The organism is Streptomyces sp. NPDC037389 (assembly GCF_040636475.1).
Taxonomy (GTDB): Bacteria; Actinomycetota; Actinomycetes; order Streptomycetales; family Streptomycetaceae; genus Streptomyces; species Streptomyces hesseae.
Genome location: NZ_JBEZUS010000011.1, coordinates 234,941 through 252,059, shown reverse-complemented (window position 1 = coordinate 252,059; position 17,119 = coordinate 234,941). Strand labels below are relative to the sequence as shown.

Sequence of the window (17,119 nt, the reverse complement as noted above, 5' to 3'; positions counted from 1 at the left end):
CACGTCGAGGTGGAGCAGGCCGAGGAAGCCGACGCGGAAACCGAAGCCGAGGGCGGCCGAGGTCTCCGGCTCGTAGACCAGCGCGGCGTCGTTGAGCTGGAGCTTGTCGAGGGCCTCGCGCAGCTCCGGGTAGTCCGAGCCGTCCAGCGGGTACAGGCCCGAGAAGACCATGGGCTTCGGGTCCTTGTAGCCGCCCAGGGCCTCGGTGGCGCCGTTCTGCTGGGAGGTGATCGTGTCACCGACCTTGGACTGACGGACGTCCTTCACACCGGTGATGATGTAACCCACCTCGCCGACGCCGAGGCCGTCGGCCGGGAGCATCTCGGGCGAGTTGGTGCCGATCTCCAGCAGCTCGTGGGTGGCGCCGGTCGACATCATCTTGATGCGCTCGCGCTTCTTGAGCTGCCCGTCGATGACACGGACGTAGGTGACCACGCCGCGGTAGGAGTCATAGACCGAGTCGAAGATCATCGCGCGGGCGGGGGCGTCCTTGACGCCGACGGGCGCCGGAACCTCGCGGATGACCTTGTCCAGCAGCGCCTCGACGCCCATACCGGTCTTCGCGGAGACCCGCAGGACGTCCTCGGGCTCGCAGCCGACGAGGTTGGCCAGCTCGGCGGCGAACTTCTCGGGCTGGGCGGCCGGCAGGTCGATCTTGTTGAGGACCGGGATGATCGTGAGGTCGTTCTCCATCGCCAGGTAGAGGTTGGCGAGGGTCTGGGCCTCGATGCCCTGGGCGGCGTCCACGAGGAGGATGCAGCCCTCGCACGCGGCGAGGGAACGCGAGACCTCGTAGGTGAAGTCCACGTGGCCCGGCGTGTCGATCATGTTGAGGATGTGGGTCGTGCCCTCGGCCTCGCCCTCGGTGGGCGCCCAGGGCAGCCGGACCGCCTGGGACTTGATCGTGATGCCGCGCTCGCGCTCGATGTCCATCCGGTCGAGGTACTGCGCGCGCATCTGCCGCTGGTCGACCACGCCGGTCAGCTGGAGCATCCGGTCGGCGAGCGTCGACTTGCCATGGTCGATGTGCGCGATGATGCAGAAGTTACGGATCAGAGCCGGGTCGGTACGGCTCGGCTCCGGCACGTTGGTAGGGGTCGCGGGCACGCAGGATCCATTCGGTGACTTCGGCGTTTGAACGCTGGTCTCGGCGGGAGTCGGGTATACGACTCCCCCATGGTCCCATGAGCGGCGGGTACGGTCCGGTTTGGGACGGCCGAGTGGCTACTGGTAGCCTGGTGCACTGTGCCTGTCGTGCCTCTCACACGACGGGATCCCATGGCCACCGGTCGTGTGATCACGCACTTATCGAAATCCAACGAACCTGAAAAGGCTCTTTTCGTGGCGAACATCAAGTCCCAGATGAAGCGGAACAAGACCAACGAGAAGGCGCGCCTGCGTAACAAGGCCGTCAAGTCCTCGGTCAAGACCGCCGTCCGTGCGGCCCGCGAGGCCATCGTCGCCGGTGACGCCGAGAAGGCCACCGCCGCCGTCGCCTTCGCCGGCAAGAAGCTCGACAAGGCCGCCAGCAAGGGTGTCCTGCACAAGAACGCCGCCGCCAACAAGAAGTCGGCGCTGGCCAAGCAGGTTGCCGCCCTCCAGGGCTGAAGCCTTTCCGGGGCGTGAGCCCCGGTCCCCCGCCGGAACGGACCGAAGCGGCCCCTCTACCGCTCCGTTTCCCGGCACCCCGCCGCGCCTGGTCGTTCGCCACGCGGGTGCGGTGTGAGCCCTTTGGGCTCGTCTGAACGATTCCGGAGGCCCCGGTCGCCCTTTCCCCAAGGGCGGCCGGGGCCTCCGGGCATTTCCGGGGCTTCGCGCCGGCCCGTGTTCTACGTGCGGCTGCGGGCGGCTCGGGCCACTGCCACTACCGCCTTCTCCAGGGCGTACTCGGGGTCGTCGCCGCCGCCCTTGACGCCTGCGTCGGCCTCGGCGATCGCGGTGAGAGCCGCCGCCACCCCGTCCGCCGACCAGCCGCGCATCTGCTGACGCACCCGGTCGATCTTCCACGGCGGCATACCCAGATCACGGGCGAGATCCCCGGGACGGGCGCCACGCGGCGCGGAGGCGAGCTTGCCGATCGAGCGGACGCCCTGCGCCAGGGCGCTGGTGATCAGAACGGGGGCGACACCCGTGGAGATCGCCCAGCGCAGCGCCTCCAGGGCCTCGGCCGCCCGGCCCTCCACGGCACGGTCGGCGACGGTGAAGCTGGAGGCCTCCGCCCGGCCCGTGTAGTAGCGGGAGACGACGGACTCGTCGATGACGCCCTCGATGTCCGCGACGAGCTGGGCGCAGGCGCTCGCCAGCTCGCGCAGGTCGCTGCCGATCGCGTCGACCAGGGCCTGACAGGCCTCCGGCGTCGCGGAGCGGCCCGTCGCACGGAACTCCCCGCGGACGAACGCGAGCCGGTCCGCCGGCTTCGTCATCTTCGGGCAGGCGACCTCACGGGCCCCCACCTTGCGGGCCGCGTCCAGCAGCCCCTTGCCCTTGGCGCCGCCCGCGTGGAGCAGCACAAGGGTGATCTCCTCGGCGGGCGCGCCGAGGTAGCTCTTCACGTCCTTGATCGTGTCCGCCGAGAGGTCCTGCGCATTGCGGACGATCACGACTTTGCGCTCGGCGAAGAGCGACGGGCTGGTCAGCTCGGCCAGCGTGCCGGGCTGGAGCGCGTCGGGGGTGAGATCCCGGACGTCGGTGTCCGCGTCGGCCGCGCGGGCAGCCGCCACCACCTCCTGAACGGCGCGGTCGAGGAGGAGATCCTCCTGGCCCACGGCGATCGTCACGGGCGCGAGCAGGTCGTCGGTTGCAGTCTTCCTGGCCATCGGGACCAGCATCCCATGCGCCAGTGACAGGCCCCTCCGAAAGCCTCCGGAGGCATACCGCACAATAAGCGGGTGACCAGCGTTTCTCCCTTCTCTGCACAGTCTTCCGACTCCGTACGGCACCTGCTGGTGCTGCCCGACCGCGACGCCGCCGAAGAGGCGGCCGAGGAGGCGGGCCGGCGGTTCGTCCTCGACGACGACCCCGAGATCGTCCGCGAGGCGCTCGCCGGTGAGGACGACGCCGAGGACGCCCAGTGGCTGGTCGTCATCGACGACCCCGACGGCGTGCTCGACCGCGCCGCGCTGCGCGAGCTCGCCGAGGAGTACGACGGCTGGACCGAGGTGGAGTAACACCCGGGCCGTCGACCGGTGGCTGGTGACCGAAGGCGGAATCGGCAGCGGCGGCCGGGAGGAGATCAGCTCGCCTGGCCTGCGCTCCTTACCTCGGGGATCCGCTCCAGCTCCAGGCCGAAGTGCTCCCGGTAGGCGGCCGCCACCTCCCCTTCCGCCAGCGTCCGCTCCACCCGCCCGCCGGCGTCCGTCGTCGTCACGAGCGTGCGGCCGCTGATGGTGACCCGCCCGCCGTCCTCGGTGAGCCGCGAGCAGAGCACCGACTGCCCGAACGGCGACAGCGGCGAGGTCCGGTGCCACCAGTTGCCGGCCTCGAAGTCGGCCAGCGCCCGGGGGCGCCGCTCCAGGCGGTACTGCACCGCGCCGTCCTTGCTGACGTCCAGGTCTCCCTTCTCCGTCTCGGCGATCCGGAACACCCCTCCCGGGTCCAGCTGGTCACCGCGCTCGGTGAAGCTCAGCGGGTGGTGACTGTTCCGGCCGAAGCCGACGTCCACCAGCCACTCCCGGCCCTGCCCGCCTTCGGTCCCGACCAGCAGGGCCAAGTGGTCGAAGGGGATCCCGAACTTCCCGTCCGGCCCCATCACCCGTGCCGCCAGCAGCGTCACCCGATAGCCGAGCGCCGTCAGCAGCTCCGCGAACGCGCCGTTGAGCTCATAGCAGTAGCCTCCCCTCCCCCTGCGCACCACCTTGTCCACCAGGACCCCGCCGTCCAGCACGATCTCCTCACCGAGGTGGATCGAGAGGTTCTCGAAGGGCACCGCCACGAGATGACGGAACTGAAGGTCCCGTAGCGCCTCCGCGGTGGGGGCGGCCGGGCGGGGGGCGTCGATGTGACGGAGATAGGCGTCGATATTCGCTGCGTGCATGACTCCGTTATCCCCCGGGCCGGGAGGGCACGGCATCCGTCCACGGTCCTAGATCGTCTCGGTCTTTGTACCGGTTGTCGTCGCCTCCTCCTCCCGCGACGTTGCCCCGTGACGGCGACCGGCCCGCCCTGCCCGCCCGTGACGGCCACCGGCCCGTCGGTGTCGGTGCGCAGGACCGCCGCCCCCTGCTCCCGCAGCGCGCCGATCGTGCGGGCGGCCGGATGGCCGTAGGGGTTGCCGGCGCCCACGGAGATCACCGCCAGCCGGGGGCGGAGCCCACGCGTCAGCCGGGGGTCCTGATAAGCGGAACCGTGATGGGCGACCTTGAGGACGTCCACCGGCGGAAGCCCGGGATGCGTCTCCCACAGCTCCTGCTGGGCGGGCGGTTCGAGATCCCCGAGCAGCAGGAGGGTGAGCCCGCCCGTACGGACGAGGAGGACGACGCTGGCGTCGTTGGGCCCGTCCTCCGCCACGGCGGACGTCCCGGCGGGCGGCGGCCACAGCACCTCCCACGACAGCCCGCCCACGCTCCGCCGCTCCCCCGGCACCGCCTCGACGACCGGCACACCCGCCCGCCCGGCCTCCCGCCGGACGAACGCCGCCCGGCCCGGCGGCAGCGCGTACGACGTCGTCTCGATCGCCCCCACCGCGCGGCCGCGCAGCACCCCCGGCAGGCCGTCGACATGGTCGGCGTGGAAGTGGCTCAAAACCAGCATCGGCACCTCGTCGACGCCCAGCCGTCGCAGGCAGCGGTCGACGGCCTTCGGCTCGGGCCCGGCGTCGACGAGCACCGCGCTGTGCGGGCCGGCGGCGAGCACGAGGGCGTCCCCCTGGCCCACGTCGCACGCCACCATCCGCCAGTCCGGCGGCGGCCATCCGGTGAGGCCCCTCGTCAGGGGCGCCGGGCGGACCACGGCGAGCAGCAGGAGCAGTGCGCACGCCCCACAGACCCACGGGCTGCGCAGCACCCGCCCGGCGATCAGGAGGACGACCGCTGTCGCCGCCGCCAGCCACAGCCCGCCGGCCCAGCCGCCGGGCCAGGCCAGCTCGGCCCCGGGCAGCCCCGCGCCGGTCCGGGCGACGGTCGCCGTCCACCGCGCCGGCCAGCCCGCCAGCCAGGCGAGGCCCTCGGCGAGCGGCGGCACGAGCGGGGCGGCGGCGAGCGCGGCGAACCCGAGGACCGTGGCGGGGGCGACCGCCGGCTCGGCGAGCAGATTGCACGGCACCGCCACCAGACTCACCCGCGCCGCCAGCACGGCGATCACCGGCGCGCACACGGCCTGCGCCGCGCCCGCCGCCGCGAGGGCCTCCGCGACCCGGTCCGGCATCCCGCGCCGCCGCAGGGCCGCCGCCCAGCGCGGGGCGAGGGTCAGCAGGGCGCCGGTGGCCAGGACCGAGAGCAGGAAGCCATAGCCCCGCGCCAGCCACGGGTCGTAGAGGACCAGCAGGAGCACGGCACCCGCCAGCGCGGGGAGCAGAGCGCGGGAGCGGCCCGTACCGATGGCCAGCAGAGTGATCAGCCCGCACACGGCGGCCCGCAGCACGCTCGGCTCGGGGCGGCACACCACCACGAACCCGAGCGCCAGCCCGCCGCCCAGCACCGCCGTCAGCCGCAGCGGGATCCCCAGCCGGGCCGCGAGCCCCCGGCGCTCGGCGCGCGAGGCGAGATGCGGCGGCCCGATGAGCACGGCCAGCAGTACCGCGAGGTTTCCCCCGGACACGGCCAGAAGGTGCGTCAGATCCGTTGCGCGGAAGGCCTCTTCGAGGTCGGATGGAACGCGCGAGGTGTCCCCGACGACCAGGCCGGGCAACAGCGCCCGGGCATCCGGCGCCAGCCCGTCGGTCGCCTCGCGCAGCCCGGCCCGCAGCCTCCCCGCCGCCCGCTGCACCATGGACGGCCCCGCGACGACCTGGGGCGGGCCGCTGTCACCGACCCGGACGACGGCCGCGACACGGTCACCGGACCGGGAGGGCGGCATGAGCCAGCCTTCCACCCTCACCTCGGTGGAGGGCAGCAGCCCGAGCCACGGCTGATGGCCCATCAGCAGCACCGGGGTGCGGACCGCTGTCGTCACCCCGCGCGTGGTGGTCACCCGGCTCGCCTCGGCCTCCACCACGACGGCGGGCGCGGCCCGCACCGAGCCCCGCACCCGTGGCCGGGTGGCTTTCGGGTCCCCGGTCACCGTCGCCTCGACGGTCGCCTCGGCGTGCCGTCGCGCCAGCTCCGGCACCGGCCCACGCCGGGTGTCGGCCCCCGCCAACGCCCCGACGGCCGCCCCGGCGACGGCACACAGCAACACGGCCACCACCGCGCCGACGGCTCCCGCCGCCCCTGCCCATCCGGTCCTTCCGGCCGGCTCCGCCGAGCCCCTACGGCTCCCCCAGCGGGCAGCGGCCGCGAGCAGCAGTACGCCGGACACGAGCACCGCCGCCCCGCAGGCGATGGCCACCGTCCGGCCCTCCGCCGTCAGGGCGACTGCCGCGGCGGCCCACGCGGCGAGCGCGGGGCCGACCAGCCGCAGGTCGGCCGGGACTCGACCCTCATCACCGGGACCGGTGACAGAAGCCTGCGTGGCAGCGGCCTGTGGGACAGCGGCCCGCGTCATGGCTGGACCAGTGGCTTGAGGTCCGTGAAGCGGCGGGCTCCGATGCCGTTGACGCGGCGGAGGTCGGCGACCGAGCGGAAGCCCCCGTGCTGGGTGCGGTAGTCGAGGATGTGCTGAGCGAGGACCCGGCCCACTCCGGGGAGGGCGTCGAGCTGTTCGAGCGTCGCGGAGTTGAGGCTGATGGGCCCGGCGGCCGCGCCGCCACCCGGAGGGCTCGCACCGGCCACCGCCCCGCCTACCGCCGCCGACGCCGGGCCTCCCGGGGCGGGGGCGCCCACCACGATCAGCTCCCCGTCCATCAGCACACGCGCCTGGTTGAGCCCCGTCGTGTCCGCTCCCGGGCGCGCTCCCCCGGCGGCCTCCAGCGCGTCCTCGACCCGTGAGCCCGGCGGCAGGCGCTGGACCCCGGGACGCGGCACCTTGCCCGTCACGTCCACCACCACGCTCCGGGCCGACGACCCCGGACCGGGCACCGTCGGACCAGGCACCGTCGGGACGGCCGCCGGTGGCGGCGCCGCGACCGGCCCCTCGCGGGCCGGCGCCCGGACCGTCCGTGGGCGCCCCGCCCAGAAGTGGTACGCGCCGAGGGCGACCGCCACGACCAGCACGGCCGTCAGCGCCGCGAGCGTCCTCGGCGCGATGCCGCACCGCAGCCGCACCCACAAGGGCAGCCGGTCTCCCAGCGCGGCCATCGCACCGCGCGGGACCGGCCACCTTCGCGGGCGCGCGGCGACAGCCCCGGGATCAGCGACAGCCCCGCGATCGGCCGCCGCGCGGTCGCGCAGCGAGCCGAGGCCCAGGTCGAGGGGGGTCACGGTACGTGTCGAAGAGGGCGCGAAAGAGGTCATGCTCGTCACGCTAGGTGACGTCGCCCGATCCTGTCCGGAGGCCTCAATTCCTGTGGAACACCGGCTGGTTGTGGAAATTTCCGTCACTCACAGGAGGGGCACGGCCCCCTCCTCACCTCGCCGAGACCACCACGCCCAGCAGCCCCGGCCCCGTGTGCGCCCCGATGACCGCGCCGACCTCGCTCACGTGGAGATCCACCAGCCCCGGCACCCGCTCCCGCAGCCGCTCCGAGAGCAGTTCGGCCCGCTCCGGGGCGGCCAGGTGATGCACCGCGACGTCGACGGGCGCGGCGCCCGCGCGCTCGACGACGATCTCCTCCAGTCGGGCGATCGCCTTCGAGGCCGTACGGACCTTCTCCCTCAGTTCGATACGGCCGCCGTCCAGCTGGAGCAGCGGTTTGACGGCGAGCGCCGAGCCGAGCAGCGCCTGGGCGGCGCCGATGCGCCCGCCGCGGCGCAGGTAGTCGAGGGTGTCGACGTAGAAGTAGGCGGCCGTGCCCTGCGCGCGCTTCTCCGCGGCGGCCACCGCCTCGTCGAGCGTGCCGCCCGCCTCGGCGGTGTCCGCGGCGGCGAGGGCGCAGAAGCCGAGGGCCATCGCGACCATGCCGGTGTCCACGACCCGTACCGGCACCGGCGCCTCCTTCGCCGCGAGGACCGCCGCGTCGTAGGTGCCCGAGAGCTCGGAGGAGAGGTGGAGGGAGACGATGCCGTCGGCGCCGGTCTCGGCAGCGGCACGGTAGGCGGCCGCGAAGTCCTCGGGGGCGGGGCGCGAGGTGGTCACCGGCCGGCGTTTCTGAAGGGCCTGGGCGACCGACCGGGCCGAGATCTCGGTGCCTTCCTCCAGCGCCTCGTCGCCCAGGACCACCGTCAGCGGTACGGCGACGATGCCGTGCCCCTCCATCGCCTGAGCGGGCAGATAGGCCGTGGAATCAGTGATGATCGCGACATGGCGGGACATGCCCCGGAGGTTACCCGCCGGGTCGCCGCCCCGGCAGTGCGGGGCCCGGGCCGCCTGATCGTTTCCGCTGGTCAGAGCCGCTTCGTTCAGGCGGGGCTTTCCCGACGCTTGACCTTTTCCCATCCGTACCCCCACTGCCGGGATTCATCCCTCCCGCTGATCGCGGGTCGCTCCGGCCGCGCGGCGGAGCCGGCGGCACCGGCACCGGCGGCCCCCGCGCCATCCGTACCCGCACCCTTACGGGACGAGCCCCTCCCCGGACTCGTCCCCGGCTCCGCCTTGGGCTCCGCACCCGGGCCCGCGTCGGCCTCCCAGTGGCGGAGCGCGCCCGTCTCCATGCGGATCTGCTCGCTCAGCAGCGACAGTTCGTCGCCGGCGAACTGCCGGGCCCGGTCCTGTGCGGCGAAGCGCAGCGAGTCGGCGGAGTGGGTGATCTGCTTGGTCCGTTCCCGCAGGTCGGGCAGGCAGGCGGTGACACGGTCCCGGTCGGGCTCGGACTCCAGCTGGCGCAGATCGTCGTCGACCTCGCGGCCGTGTGCGCTGAGGCGGTCGAAGAGGGCCAGGGACTCGGTCAGGGAGGGGTCGTCCTTCAGGCCCTCCCGCAGCACCTCCTGCGTGGCGCGCATCGACGTCCGCAGCGAGAGGCGCAACTCGGCGACCTCGCCCGCCGGGCCTGTCTGGGTGTACTGCCGTGCCTTGAGCCGGGTGTCCTCGACCGTGCGCCGGGCCTGGGTGACCGCCTGGTCGACGCCGTTCTTGACGGTCCGGACCGCCTTGACCGTGGCGATCACCGCCAGCGCCACCACGAGCGCACAGATCAGGGCGATGATCACGGCCGCGGCTACCATACGCGCTCCTCAGCAAGCGGGACACTCGGCGAGCCCCCGAAAGGCCCGTCGGCGGGGCCGCCCCCGCCTCCTCTCCACCGTAAACGCAACGGGCAGGCCGCGGGTTCCATCGGAACCCCCAACCTGCCCGTAGGGGCAAACCCCCAGCGCGCTCTAGAGCATCACGCCGGGACGATGTTCACCAGCTTCGGCGCCCGCGCGATGACCTTGCGGATGCCCGCGCCGCCCAGCGCGGCGACGACCGCCGGGTCGGCCAGCGCGAGCTTCTCCAGCTCCTCGTCGGAGATCGACGGGGCGACCTCCAGACGGGCCTTGACCTTGCCCTTGATCTGGACGACGCAGGTCACGGTGTCGTCGACCAGGTAGGCCGGGTCGGCGGCGGGGAAGTCCGCGTGGACGACCGAGCCCTCATGGCCGAGCTTGCGCCACAGCTCCTCGGCGATGTGCGGGGCCAGCGGCGCGATCAGCAGCACCAGGCCCTCGGCGACCGTGCGCGGCACCTCGCGCAGCTTGGTGACGTGGTTGTTCAGCTCGGTCAGCTTGGCGATGGCGGTGTTGAAGCGCAGGTTCGCCATGTCCTGGCCGACGCCGTCCATCGCCTTGTGGAGGGCGCGCAGCGTGGCCTCGTCGGCCTCGGTGTCGACGACGGTGACCTCGCCGGTGTTCTCGTCGACGACGTTCCGCCACAGGCGCTGGAGCAGCCGGTACTGGCCGACGACGGCACGCGTGTCCCACGGGCGGGAGACGTCCAGCGGGCCCATCGCCATCTCGTACAGGCGCAGGGTGTCGGCGCCGTACTCGACGCAGATCTCGTCCGGGGTGACGGCGTTCTTCAGGGACTTGCCCATCTTGCCGAGCAGCCGGCTGACCTTGCCGCCCTCGTAGTAGAACGCGCCGCCGTTCTCCTCCACCTCGGCGGCGGGCACCGCGATGCCGCGCGCGTCGCGGTAGACGTACGCCTGGATCATGCCCTGGTTGTAGAGCTTGTGGAACGGCTCGGCCGAGGAGATGTGGCCCAGGTCGAAGAGGACCTTCGACCAGAAGCGGGCGTACAGCAGGTGCAGCACGGCGTGCTCGGCGCCGCCGACGTACAGGTCGACGCCGCCGTGCGGCTGGCCCTCGCGCGGGCCCATCCAGTACCGCTCGGCGTCGGCGGAGACCAGCTGCTCGTCGTTGTGCGGGTCCAGGTAGCGCAGCTCGTACCAGCAGGAACCGGCCCAGTTGGGCATGGTGTTGGTCTCGCGGCGGTACGTCTTCGGCCCGTCGCCCAGGTCCAGCTCGACGTTGACCCAGTCCTCGTTGCGGGAGAGCGGGGTCTCCGGGGAGGTGTCCGCGTCGTCCGCGTCGAAGGTGCGCGGGGTGTAGTCGTCGACCTCGGGCAGCTCCAGCGGGAGCATCGACTCGGGCAGCGCGTGGGCGACGCCGTCCTCGTCGTAGACGATCGGGAAGGGCTCGCCCCAGTAGCGCTGGCGGCTGAAGAGCCAGTCGCGCAGGCGGAAGTTGATGGTGCCCTCGCCGATGCCGCGCGCCTCCAGGTGGGCGATGACGGTGCGCTTGGCCTCGTCGATCTGCATGCCGTCGAGGTCCAGCTCGGCGTTGGCGGAGTTGATCGCCGGGCCCTGGCCGCCGTAGGCCTCGCCCTCCCAGCCCTCGGGCGGCTGGACGGTGCGGATGATCGGCAGCTCGAAGACGGTGGCGAACTCCCAGTCGCGCTCGTCCTGGCCGGGCACGGCCATGATCGCGCCGGTGCCGTAGCCCATCAGGACGTAGTCGGCGACGAAGACGGGGACGCGCTCGCCGGTCAGCGGGTTGAGGGCGTACGCGCCGGTGAAGACGCCGGTCTTGTCCTTGCCCTCGGTCTGCCGCTCGACGTCGGTCTTGGACTGCGCCTGCTTGCGGTAGGCGGCGACGGCCTCGGCCGGAGTGGCCGCACCGGCGGTCCAGACGTCCTTGGTGCCCTCGGGCCACGCGGCGGGCACGATCGCGTCGATCAGGTCGTGCTCGGGGGCCAGCACCATGTAGGTGGCGCCGAAGAGGGTGTCGGGGCGGGTGGTGAAGACGGTGATCTTCCGGTCGTCGGCGATCTTCCGGTCGTCGGCGTCGGCGACCTGGAAGTCGACGCGCGCGCCCTCGCTGCGGCCGATCCAGTTGCGCTGCTGGAGCTTGATGGCCTCGGGCCAGTCCAGGGCGTCCAGGTCGTCGATCAGGCGGTCCGCGTAGGCGGTGATCCGCATGTTCCACTGGCGCAGCTTGGACTTGAAGACGGGGAAGTTGCCGCGCTCGGAGCGGCCGTCGGCGGTGACCTCCTCGTTGGCCAGCACGGTGCCCAGGCCGGGGCACCAGTTGACCGGGGCGTCGGAGGCGTAGGCCAGGCGGTAGCCGCCCAGCACCTCCTCGCGCTCGGCGGGGCTCAGCTCGCTCCAGGCGCGGCCGCCGGGGACCTCACGCCGGCCGCTCTCGAACCCGTCGACGAGCTCGGTGATCGGGCGGGCCTTCTTCGCCTCCGCGTCGTACCAGGAGTTGAAGATCTGGAGGAAGATCCACTGGGTCCACTTGTAGTACTCCGGCTCGATCGTCGCGAACGAGCGGCGCTTGTCGTGGCCCAGGCCCAGCCGGCGCAGCTGGGCCTTCATGTTCTCGATGTTGGCCTCGGTGGACACCCGGGGGTGGGTGCCGGTCTGCACGGCGTACTGCTCGGCGGGCAGGCCGAAGGCGTCGAAGCCGAGGGTGTGGAGGACGTTGTGGCCCGTCATGCGGTGGTAGCGCGCGTAGACGTCCGTGGCGATGTAGCCCAGGGGGTGGCCGACGTGGAGGCCCGCGCCCGAGGGGTACGGGAACATGTCCATGATGAACTTCTTGGGCCGGGCGACGACGGCCTCGTCGCCGGCCAGCTCACCGCTGGGGTTGGGCGCGGCGTACGTGCCGTTCGCGTCCCAGAAGTCCTGCCAGCGCGCCTCGATGTCAGCGGCCAGCGCGGCCGTGTAGCGGTGCGGGGCGGCCACCTCGGCGGCGGTGGGGGTCTCGCTCATCGTCCTCAATGCTCCATCGATCGTCGTCTGTCGCCTGTCCGCTCGCGTCTCCGGACGGGGCCGCAAATGAAAAAACCCCTCGCACAGGAGGGGATGCCGCGCCGATGCCGGTCCGGACCGCCGAAGGGTCGGCGGTCACCTGCCGGTGCTTGATCAGCGCGGCTCGCTAAGCAGAAGGCGTACGGCACGCATGGGGTCAGGTTACCCCAGCGGCCCCGGGGCCCGCACCGAAGCGTGGTGCGGGCGGGCCCCGGGGCCCGGCGGGTCAGCGGTGCTGACCGGCCCGGCGGGTCAGCGGTGCTGACGGGGCACGTACGAGGTCACGTAGCCGTCGGCGGGGGTGCCGACGCCGGTGACGTTGTCGTAGCCGACGGTCGCGGAGAGCGAGCTGTCGCCGCCCAGGGTGCGCAGCGAGGTGAGCAGGCCGCCCTTGGCGTCGACGCCGTTGGCGAAGTCGACGCGGACGTCGCCGATGCTCCGGCCCTGGCCGAGCGGGTGGTCGGTGACGTCGTGGTAGGCGCCGGTGCCGTAGCGGTCGTAGATGCCGGGGTTGGCGAAGCCGATCGGCACGCCGTGCCGGGCCTGCTGGGCCAGCGCCTGGACGCCCGCGATCACGGGCGCGGCCAGCGAGGTGCCGCCGATGCGGTACTCGTCGTACTTCACCGAGCCGTCGGGGAAGGTCTGGGTCTGGCCGACGAGGAAGCCGGTGGTGGAGTCGGCGACGGCCGCGATGTCGGGCCCGACGCGCATCGGCTTGTCGGTGCCGTTCGCCTTGGCCAGCGTGTCGGGGACGACGCCGCGCTGGTAGAAGGGCTGCTCGAAGACCTTGCTGGTGCCGCCGCCGGCGCCGCCGGTGAAGGTGCCGGGCAGGCCCTCCCAGGTCAGGCCGTCCTTGGACAGGGCGGCCTTACGGGTGCCCCAGCCGGTCTCCCACAAGTACTTGTCGCCCTTGCCGACGGCCAGGGAGGTGCCGCCCACGGAGGTGACCCACGGGGAGTTGGCGGGCGTGTCGACCTGCTTCACACCGTGCTTGGCGACGTTGTCGCCGTCGTCGCCGGAGGAGAAGTAGAAGCCGATGCCCTCGACGGCGCCCTTCTGGAAGACCTGGTCGTAGGCGGCGGCCACGTCCGGGGACTCATTGGCCTCGACGTCGCCCCAGGAGTTGGAGACGATGTCGGCCAGCCGGTTGTCGACGATCTTGTGCAGGGAGTCGATCAGGTCGTCGTCCTGGCAGGAGGAACCGGCGACGTAGACGATGTTCGCGTCCGGGGCGACGGCGTGCACGGCCTCGACGTCGAGGGTCTCCTCGCCGTACCAGCCGGCCGCGTCGCACTCCTTGGGGTCGGCGTGCGTCCAGGCGGCGGGCAGCACCTGGGAGTACTGGCCCTTGCGGTAGGCCTTGTCGCCGTTGCGCTTGGCGTACTGCTGGATGTCGGCGGCGATCGTCGGGGAGGCGTAGGCGTCGGTGATGGCGACCGTCACGCCCTTGCCGGTGAAGTTCTTCGCCCCGTAGACGGCGCGCAGCTGCTTTCCGGTGTAGCCCTTGATGGCGTACGGGGCGGGCTCGCCGTAGGCGGAGGGAAGGCCGGTATTCACGTTCGAGCCGTAGTACGTGGAGAACGGGCCGGCGTTGCGGAAGCCGGCGCTCGGGCCGGGCAGGGTGTCGCGGTGGTGGCTCAGGCGCGGGGCGTTGTTCAGGCCCACGACGGTCAGGACGGCGCCGTCGAGGCTGTCCGGGACGGAGGCGTTCCGCGCCGGGGCGTGGTAGGTCTTCCCGTCCTTGACGTAGTTGTGGAGCTCGGTGCCGAACGCCTTCTCGGCGGCGGCCGCGTCACCGGTCACGGTGACGTAGTGGTCGTTGACGCCGGTCACCGTCAGGCCGGAGGACTTCAGCCAGTCGGTGACCTTGGCTATCTGGCCCTTGGGTGCGCCGAAACGTTCCTTCGCCTGCTGGGCCGTCAAGTATTTGCCGTACGAGGCGGACTTCGGGTCCGAGACGGCACGCGCGTACGCGGCCAGGCCCTTGGCGTCACGGCCGGCGAGATAGACCCGGGCGGTGACGGCCTTCCGCTCCGAGACGGCACCCCGGTCGGCCCCGGGCGTCGCCCACAGCGGCTTGGTGCCCGCCAGCGACTGACGGTCATGCGGGCCGGAGGCGGCGTGGGCCGCCGGCACACCGAGCGCGAGCGCCCCGACGACCAGCGGCAGAGCCGCCGTCAGGGACAGGGCCGCGCGCGTTCTGGAGCGACTGCCGGAACGGCTTCGACGTGAAGTCAAGGAAAACCCCCTGCGATGCGAATGGTCGGCCACACTCTGACCGATAAACCGTTCACTCTGGGGACATGTGTTCACCAAGAAGTGATCAAAGGAGAACCACGGGCACGCAATCAAATCGCCTGCGAGGGTGGTTTGTTGGGAAAGCGGCGACTTACGGATCGAACTTTCGCCGAACGAACAGACGTTAGCAGCGGTGGGCCACCGCGCATCGGGGTTGTGCGAAGCGGGCCGCACGGGCCGCAGCGCTGCCTAGCCTGCCGGGGCATGGAACTCCACCGCTTCCTCGACCAGGCCGGTGGCGTACTCGCCCTGGTCTCGCTCACCGCGACCGTCGTCTGGGGGCTCGTCGCCGCCGACCGCCTGGCCCTCGGCCCGCGCGGCAGGCTGCTCGCCCAGGCCGTGCACCGGGCCCTCGCCGTCGGCGCGCTCGGCTTCCTCCTCGTGCACGTGGGCGTCAAGGTCGCGGAGGCGCACGCCTCCGCGACCGCCGCCCTGATCCCCTTCGTCTCCGGCACCGCCGGCCGGGCCGGGCTGATCGGGCTCGGCTCGCTCGCGGGCTACCTGCTGGTGCTCGCGGCGGCGACCGGCGCCCTGCGCAGCGCCTTCGCCGGGCGGGGGCGCGCCGCGCACCGCTGGCGGATGCTGCACGCGAGCGCGTACGGGGCGTGGTGCGCGGGGCTGCTGCACGGGCTGAACGCGGGGCGGGAGGCGGCGGGGTGGGTGACGGGGTGTTATGTGGGGTGTTTGGTGGGGGTGGCAGGGGCGCTCGCGCTTCGGCGACACCTCGGCCGGGGCCGGGGAGCGTTGCCGTTCGTCGTGCGGCGACGGCCGGTGGGGGCTCACGCGGCGGGGAGGAGGCCCCAGTCCCACCCTTTCTCCCCCGGCTACCGCTGGGAGGTACCCCCGGTTTCCCAGGGGCTCCGTCCCCGGCCCCCCGCTCCTCAAGCGCCGGAGAAGCTGAACGCGTCGTCCGGAAGGGCTGAACTGACATGAGCGGCCCCCTCCCCGAGCTCCCCGACCTGCTCGCCCTCGGGCTGCCCCGGCTCACCGCCGGGCTCGATGATGTCGCGCGGCTGGACCGGCGGGCTCATCTGGCCGTGCACGGGTCGTTGCCCGCCCTCGGCCAGGACGAGCTGACACGGCTGGCGGAGGCCGTCGCGTTGCGCGGGCGGGGTGGGGCCGGGTTTCCGTTCGGGCGGAAGTTACGGGCGGTGGGCGGGGCCGCGCGGCGGCGTGGGGTACGACCCGTGGTGGTGGTCAACGGGTGCGAGGGCGAACCCGCGTGCCGCAAGGACGCGGTGCTGCTCCGGCGCGCCCCGCATCTCGTGCTGGACGGCGCGCTGCTGGCCGCCGAGGCGCTCGGCGCGCGGACGCTCGTGGTCGGGGTGACCCGTACGGGCACGGAGGCGTCCGTACGGGAGGCGCTCGGCGAGCGCGGTCTGTCCGACCGGCGCGGGCGGGCCGTACGCGCCCGGGTCGTACGCCTCCCCGAGCGCATGGTCTCCGGGGAGTCCTCCGCACTGCTGCGCGCCGTGGGCGGCGGCCCCGCGCTCCCGCCCGGGCGGCGCGGCCACGCCACGACGGCCGGGCCGGGCGGCCTGCCGACGCTGCTGTCCAACGCCGAGACGTACGCCCAACTCGCCCTCGCCGCCCGGCTCGGCGCCCCCCGCTACGCCTCGACGGGCACCCCCGACGAGCCGGGCACCGTTCTGCTCACCATCTCCGGCGCGGTGCCATTCCCTCGCGTGGTCGAGGCTCCCGGCGGGGTGGCGCTGTCGTACGTCCTCGCCCAGTGCGGTGCCGGGGCCACACCCCAAGGCGTGCTGGTGGGCGGCTATCACGGTGGCTGGCTGGACGCGGCCGCCGCTGCCGGGACGGTGCTCTCCAGGGACGCCCTCGCCGCCCGCGGCGCGGCCCTGGGCGCGGGGGCGGTGCTGCCGCTGTCCGGCGACACCTGCCCGCTGGGCGAGGCGGTGCGGGTGGCGCACTGGCTGGCGGCCGAGTCGGCGGGGCAGTGCGGCCCGTGCCGACTGGGCCTGCCGGCGCTGGCCGGGGCACTGGCGGACGTGGTGGCCGGGGGCGGGCGCGGGGCCCTGGAGGCCGTACGGGAGGCGGCGGGGGCCGTACGGGGGCGGGGTGCGTGCGGCCACCCGGACGGGGCGGCGCGCTTCGCGCTGAGCGCGCTGGCGGCCTTCACGGACGATCTGGCCGCGCACGTCCTGGGCGGCGGCTGCGGGCGCCCGACGGCCGGGCTGCTGCCGCTCCCCGCCGCCGGGGGCGCGGGGCCGGGCGACGGGCCCGGGCAGCGGCTCGCGGTGGACTGGACGCTGTGCGAGGGCCACGGTTTGTGCGCGGGGCTGCTGCCCGAGCTCGTACGGATGGGCGCGGACGGCTTTCCGGCGCTCGCGGACGCCGGGGTGCCCGGACATCTGCGGGGGCGCGCACAGCGGGCCGTACGCCGCTGCCCCGCGCTGGCGCTGCGGCTCGACGGCACCTGACAAGGAACACGTGAGCATATGA

At 73.2% G+C, this 17,119-nt stretch carries 13 protein-coding genes; 4 read left to right on the top strand and 9 right to left on the bottom strand.

Features of this window, described 5'->3' with window-relative positions; all coding sequences use genetic code 11:
- Window positions 1-1,107: translation elongation factor 4 (gene lepA, locus AB0E98_RS25050; RefSeq protein ID WP_361706433.1), on the bottom strand; the 1,107-nt coding region annotated here is incomplete at its 3' end.
- Between the two features lie 234 nt (window positions 1,108-1,341).
- On the opposite strand from lepA, the gene rpsT reads away from it, so the two are divergent.
- Window positions 1,342-1,608 (top strand): 30S ribosomal protein S20, encoded by a 267-nt coding sequence (gene rpsT, locus AB0E98_RS25045; RefSeq protein WP_229352153.1) that lies wholly within the window; start codon window positions 1,342-1,344, stop codon window positions 1,606-1,608.
- Window positions 1,609-1,829: 221 nt separating this feature from the next.
- Here the strand turns inward: rpsT and holA are convergent, their stop codons facing one another.
- Window positions 1,830-2,816 carry a DNA polymerase III subunit delta gene (holA, locus tag AB0E98_RS25040; RefSeq protein WP_361706430.1) on the bottom strand — a complete coding sequence of 329 codons (987 nt, stop codon included), beginning with the start codon at window positions 2,814-2,816 and terminating at the stop codon, window positions 1,830-1,832.
- 72 nt (window positions 2,817-2,888) lie between these two features.
- Between holA and AB0E98_RS25035 the strand changes: the two genes are divergently transcribed.
- Window positions 2,889-3,167 carry a hypothetical protein gene (locus AB0E98_RS25035; RefSeq protein WP_361706427.1) on the top strand — a complete coding sequence of 93 codons (279 nt, stop codon included), beginning with the start codon at window positions 2,889-2,891 and terminating at the stop codon, window positions 3,165-3,167.
- Between the two features lie 65 nt (window positions 3,168-3,232).
- On the opposite strand, the gene AB0E98_RS25030 is transcribed toward AB0E98_RS25035, so the two are convergent.
- The 7 genes from AB0E98_RS25030 to AB0E98_RS25000 form a co-directional block, all read right to left on the bottom strand.
- Window positions 3,233-3,904, bottom strand: a complete 672-nt coding sequence (locus AB0E98_RS25030; RefSeq protein WP_361706476.1) for an arylamine N-acetyltransferase — start codon at window positions 3,902-3,904, stop codon at window positions 3,233-3,235.
- Entirely contained in the window at window positions 3,790-6,639 is a 2,850-nt protein-coding gene (locus AB0E98_RS25025) for a ComEC/Rec2 family competence protein (protein ID WP_361706425.1), read from the bottom strand. The genes AB0E98_RS25030 and AB0E98_RS25025 overlap by 115 nt, the downstream gene beginning before the upstream one ends.
- Complete coding sequence (locus tag AB0E98_RS25020) at window positions 6,636-7,454, bottom strand: ComEA family DNA-binding protein (protein ID WP_361706422.1); 819 nt, start codon at window positions 7,452-7,454, stop codon at window positions 6,636-6,638. The genes AB0E98_RS25025 and AB0E98_RS25020 overlap by 4 nt, the downstream gene beginning before the upstream one ends.
- 145 nt (window positions 7,455-7,599) lie before the next feature.
- Window positions 7,600-8,445 carry a DegV family protein gene (locus AB0E98_RS25015; RefSeq protein ID WP_361706420.1) on the bottom strand — a complete coding sequence of 282 codons (846 nt, stop codon included), beginning with the start codon at window positions 8,443-8,445 and terminating at the stop codon, window positions 7,600-7,602.
- Window positions 8,446-8,531: 86 nt separating this feature from the next.
- Complete coding sequence (locus AB0E98_RS25010; RefSeq protein WP_361706419.1) at window positions 8,532-9,293, bottom strand: hypothetical protein; 762 nt, start codon at window positions 9,291-9,293, stop codon at window positions 8,532-8,534.
- A gap of 161 nt (window positions 9,294-9,454) precedes the next feature.
- The gene (gene leuS / locus AB0E98_RS25005; RefSeq protein ID WP_361706418.1) at window positions 9,455-12,322 is read right to left on the bottom strand and encodes a leucine--tRNA ligase; all 2,868 of its coding nucleotides are present in this window, start codon (window positions 12,320-12,322) and stop codon (window positions 9,455-9,457) included.
- A 291-nt stretch (window positions 12,323-12,613) separates the two neighbouring features.
- Window positions 12,614-14,599, bottom strand: a complete 1,986-nt coding sequence (locus tag AB0E98_RS25000) for a S53 family peptidase (RefSeq protein WP_361706415.1) — start codon at window positions 14,597-14,599, stop codon at window positions 12,614-12,616.
- Between the two features lie 264 nt (window positions 14,600-14,863).
- Between AB0E98_RS25000 and AB0E98_RS24995 the strand changes: the two genes are divergently transcribed.
- Window positions 14,864-15,592 (top strand): hypothetical protein, encoded by a 729-nt coding sequence (locus AB0E98_RS24995; protein WP_361706414.1) that lies wholly within the window; start codon window positions 14,864-14,866, stop codon window positions 15,590-15,592.
- Complete coding sequence (locus AB0E98_RS24990) at window positions 15,589-17,097, top strand: NADH-ubiquinone oxidoreductase-F iron-sulfur binding region domain-containing protein (protein WP_361706411.1); 1,509 nt, start codon at window positions 15,589-15,591, stop codon at window positions 17,095-17,097. The genes AB0E98_RS24995 and AB0E98_RS24990 overlap by 4 nt, the downstream gene beginning before the upstream one ends.
- Window positions 17,098-17,119: the final 22 nt, after the last annotated feature.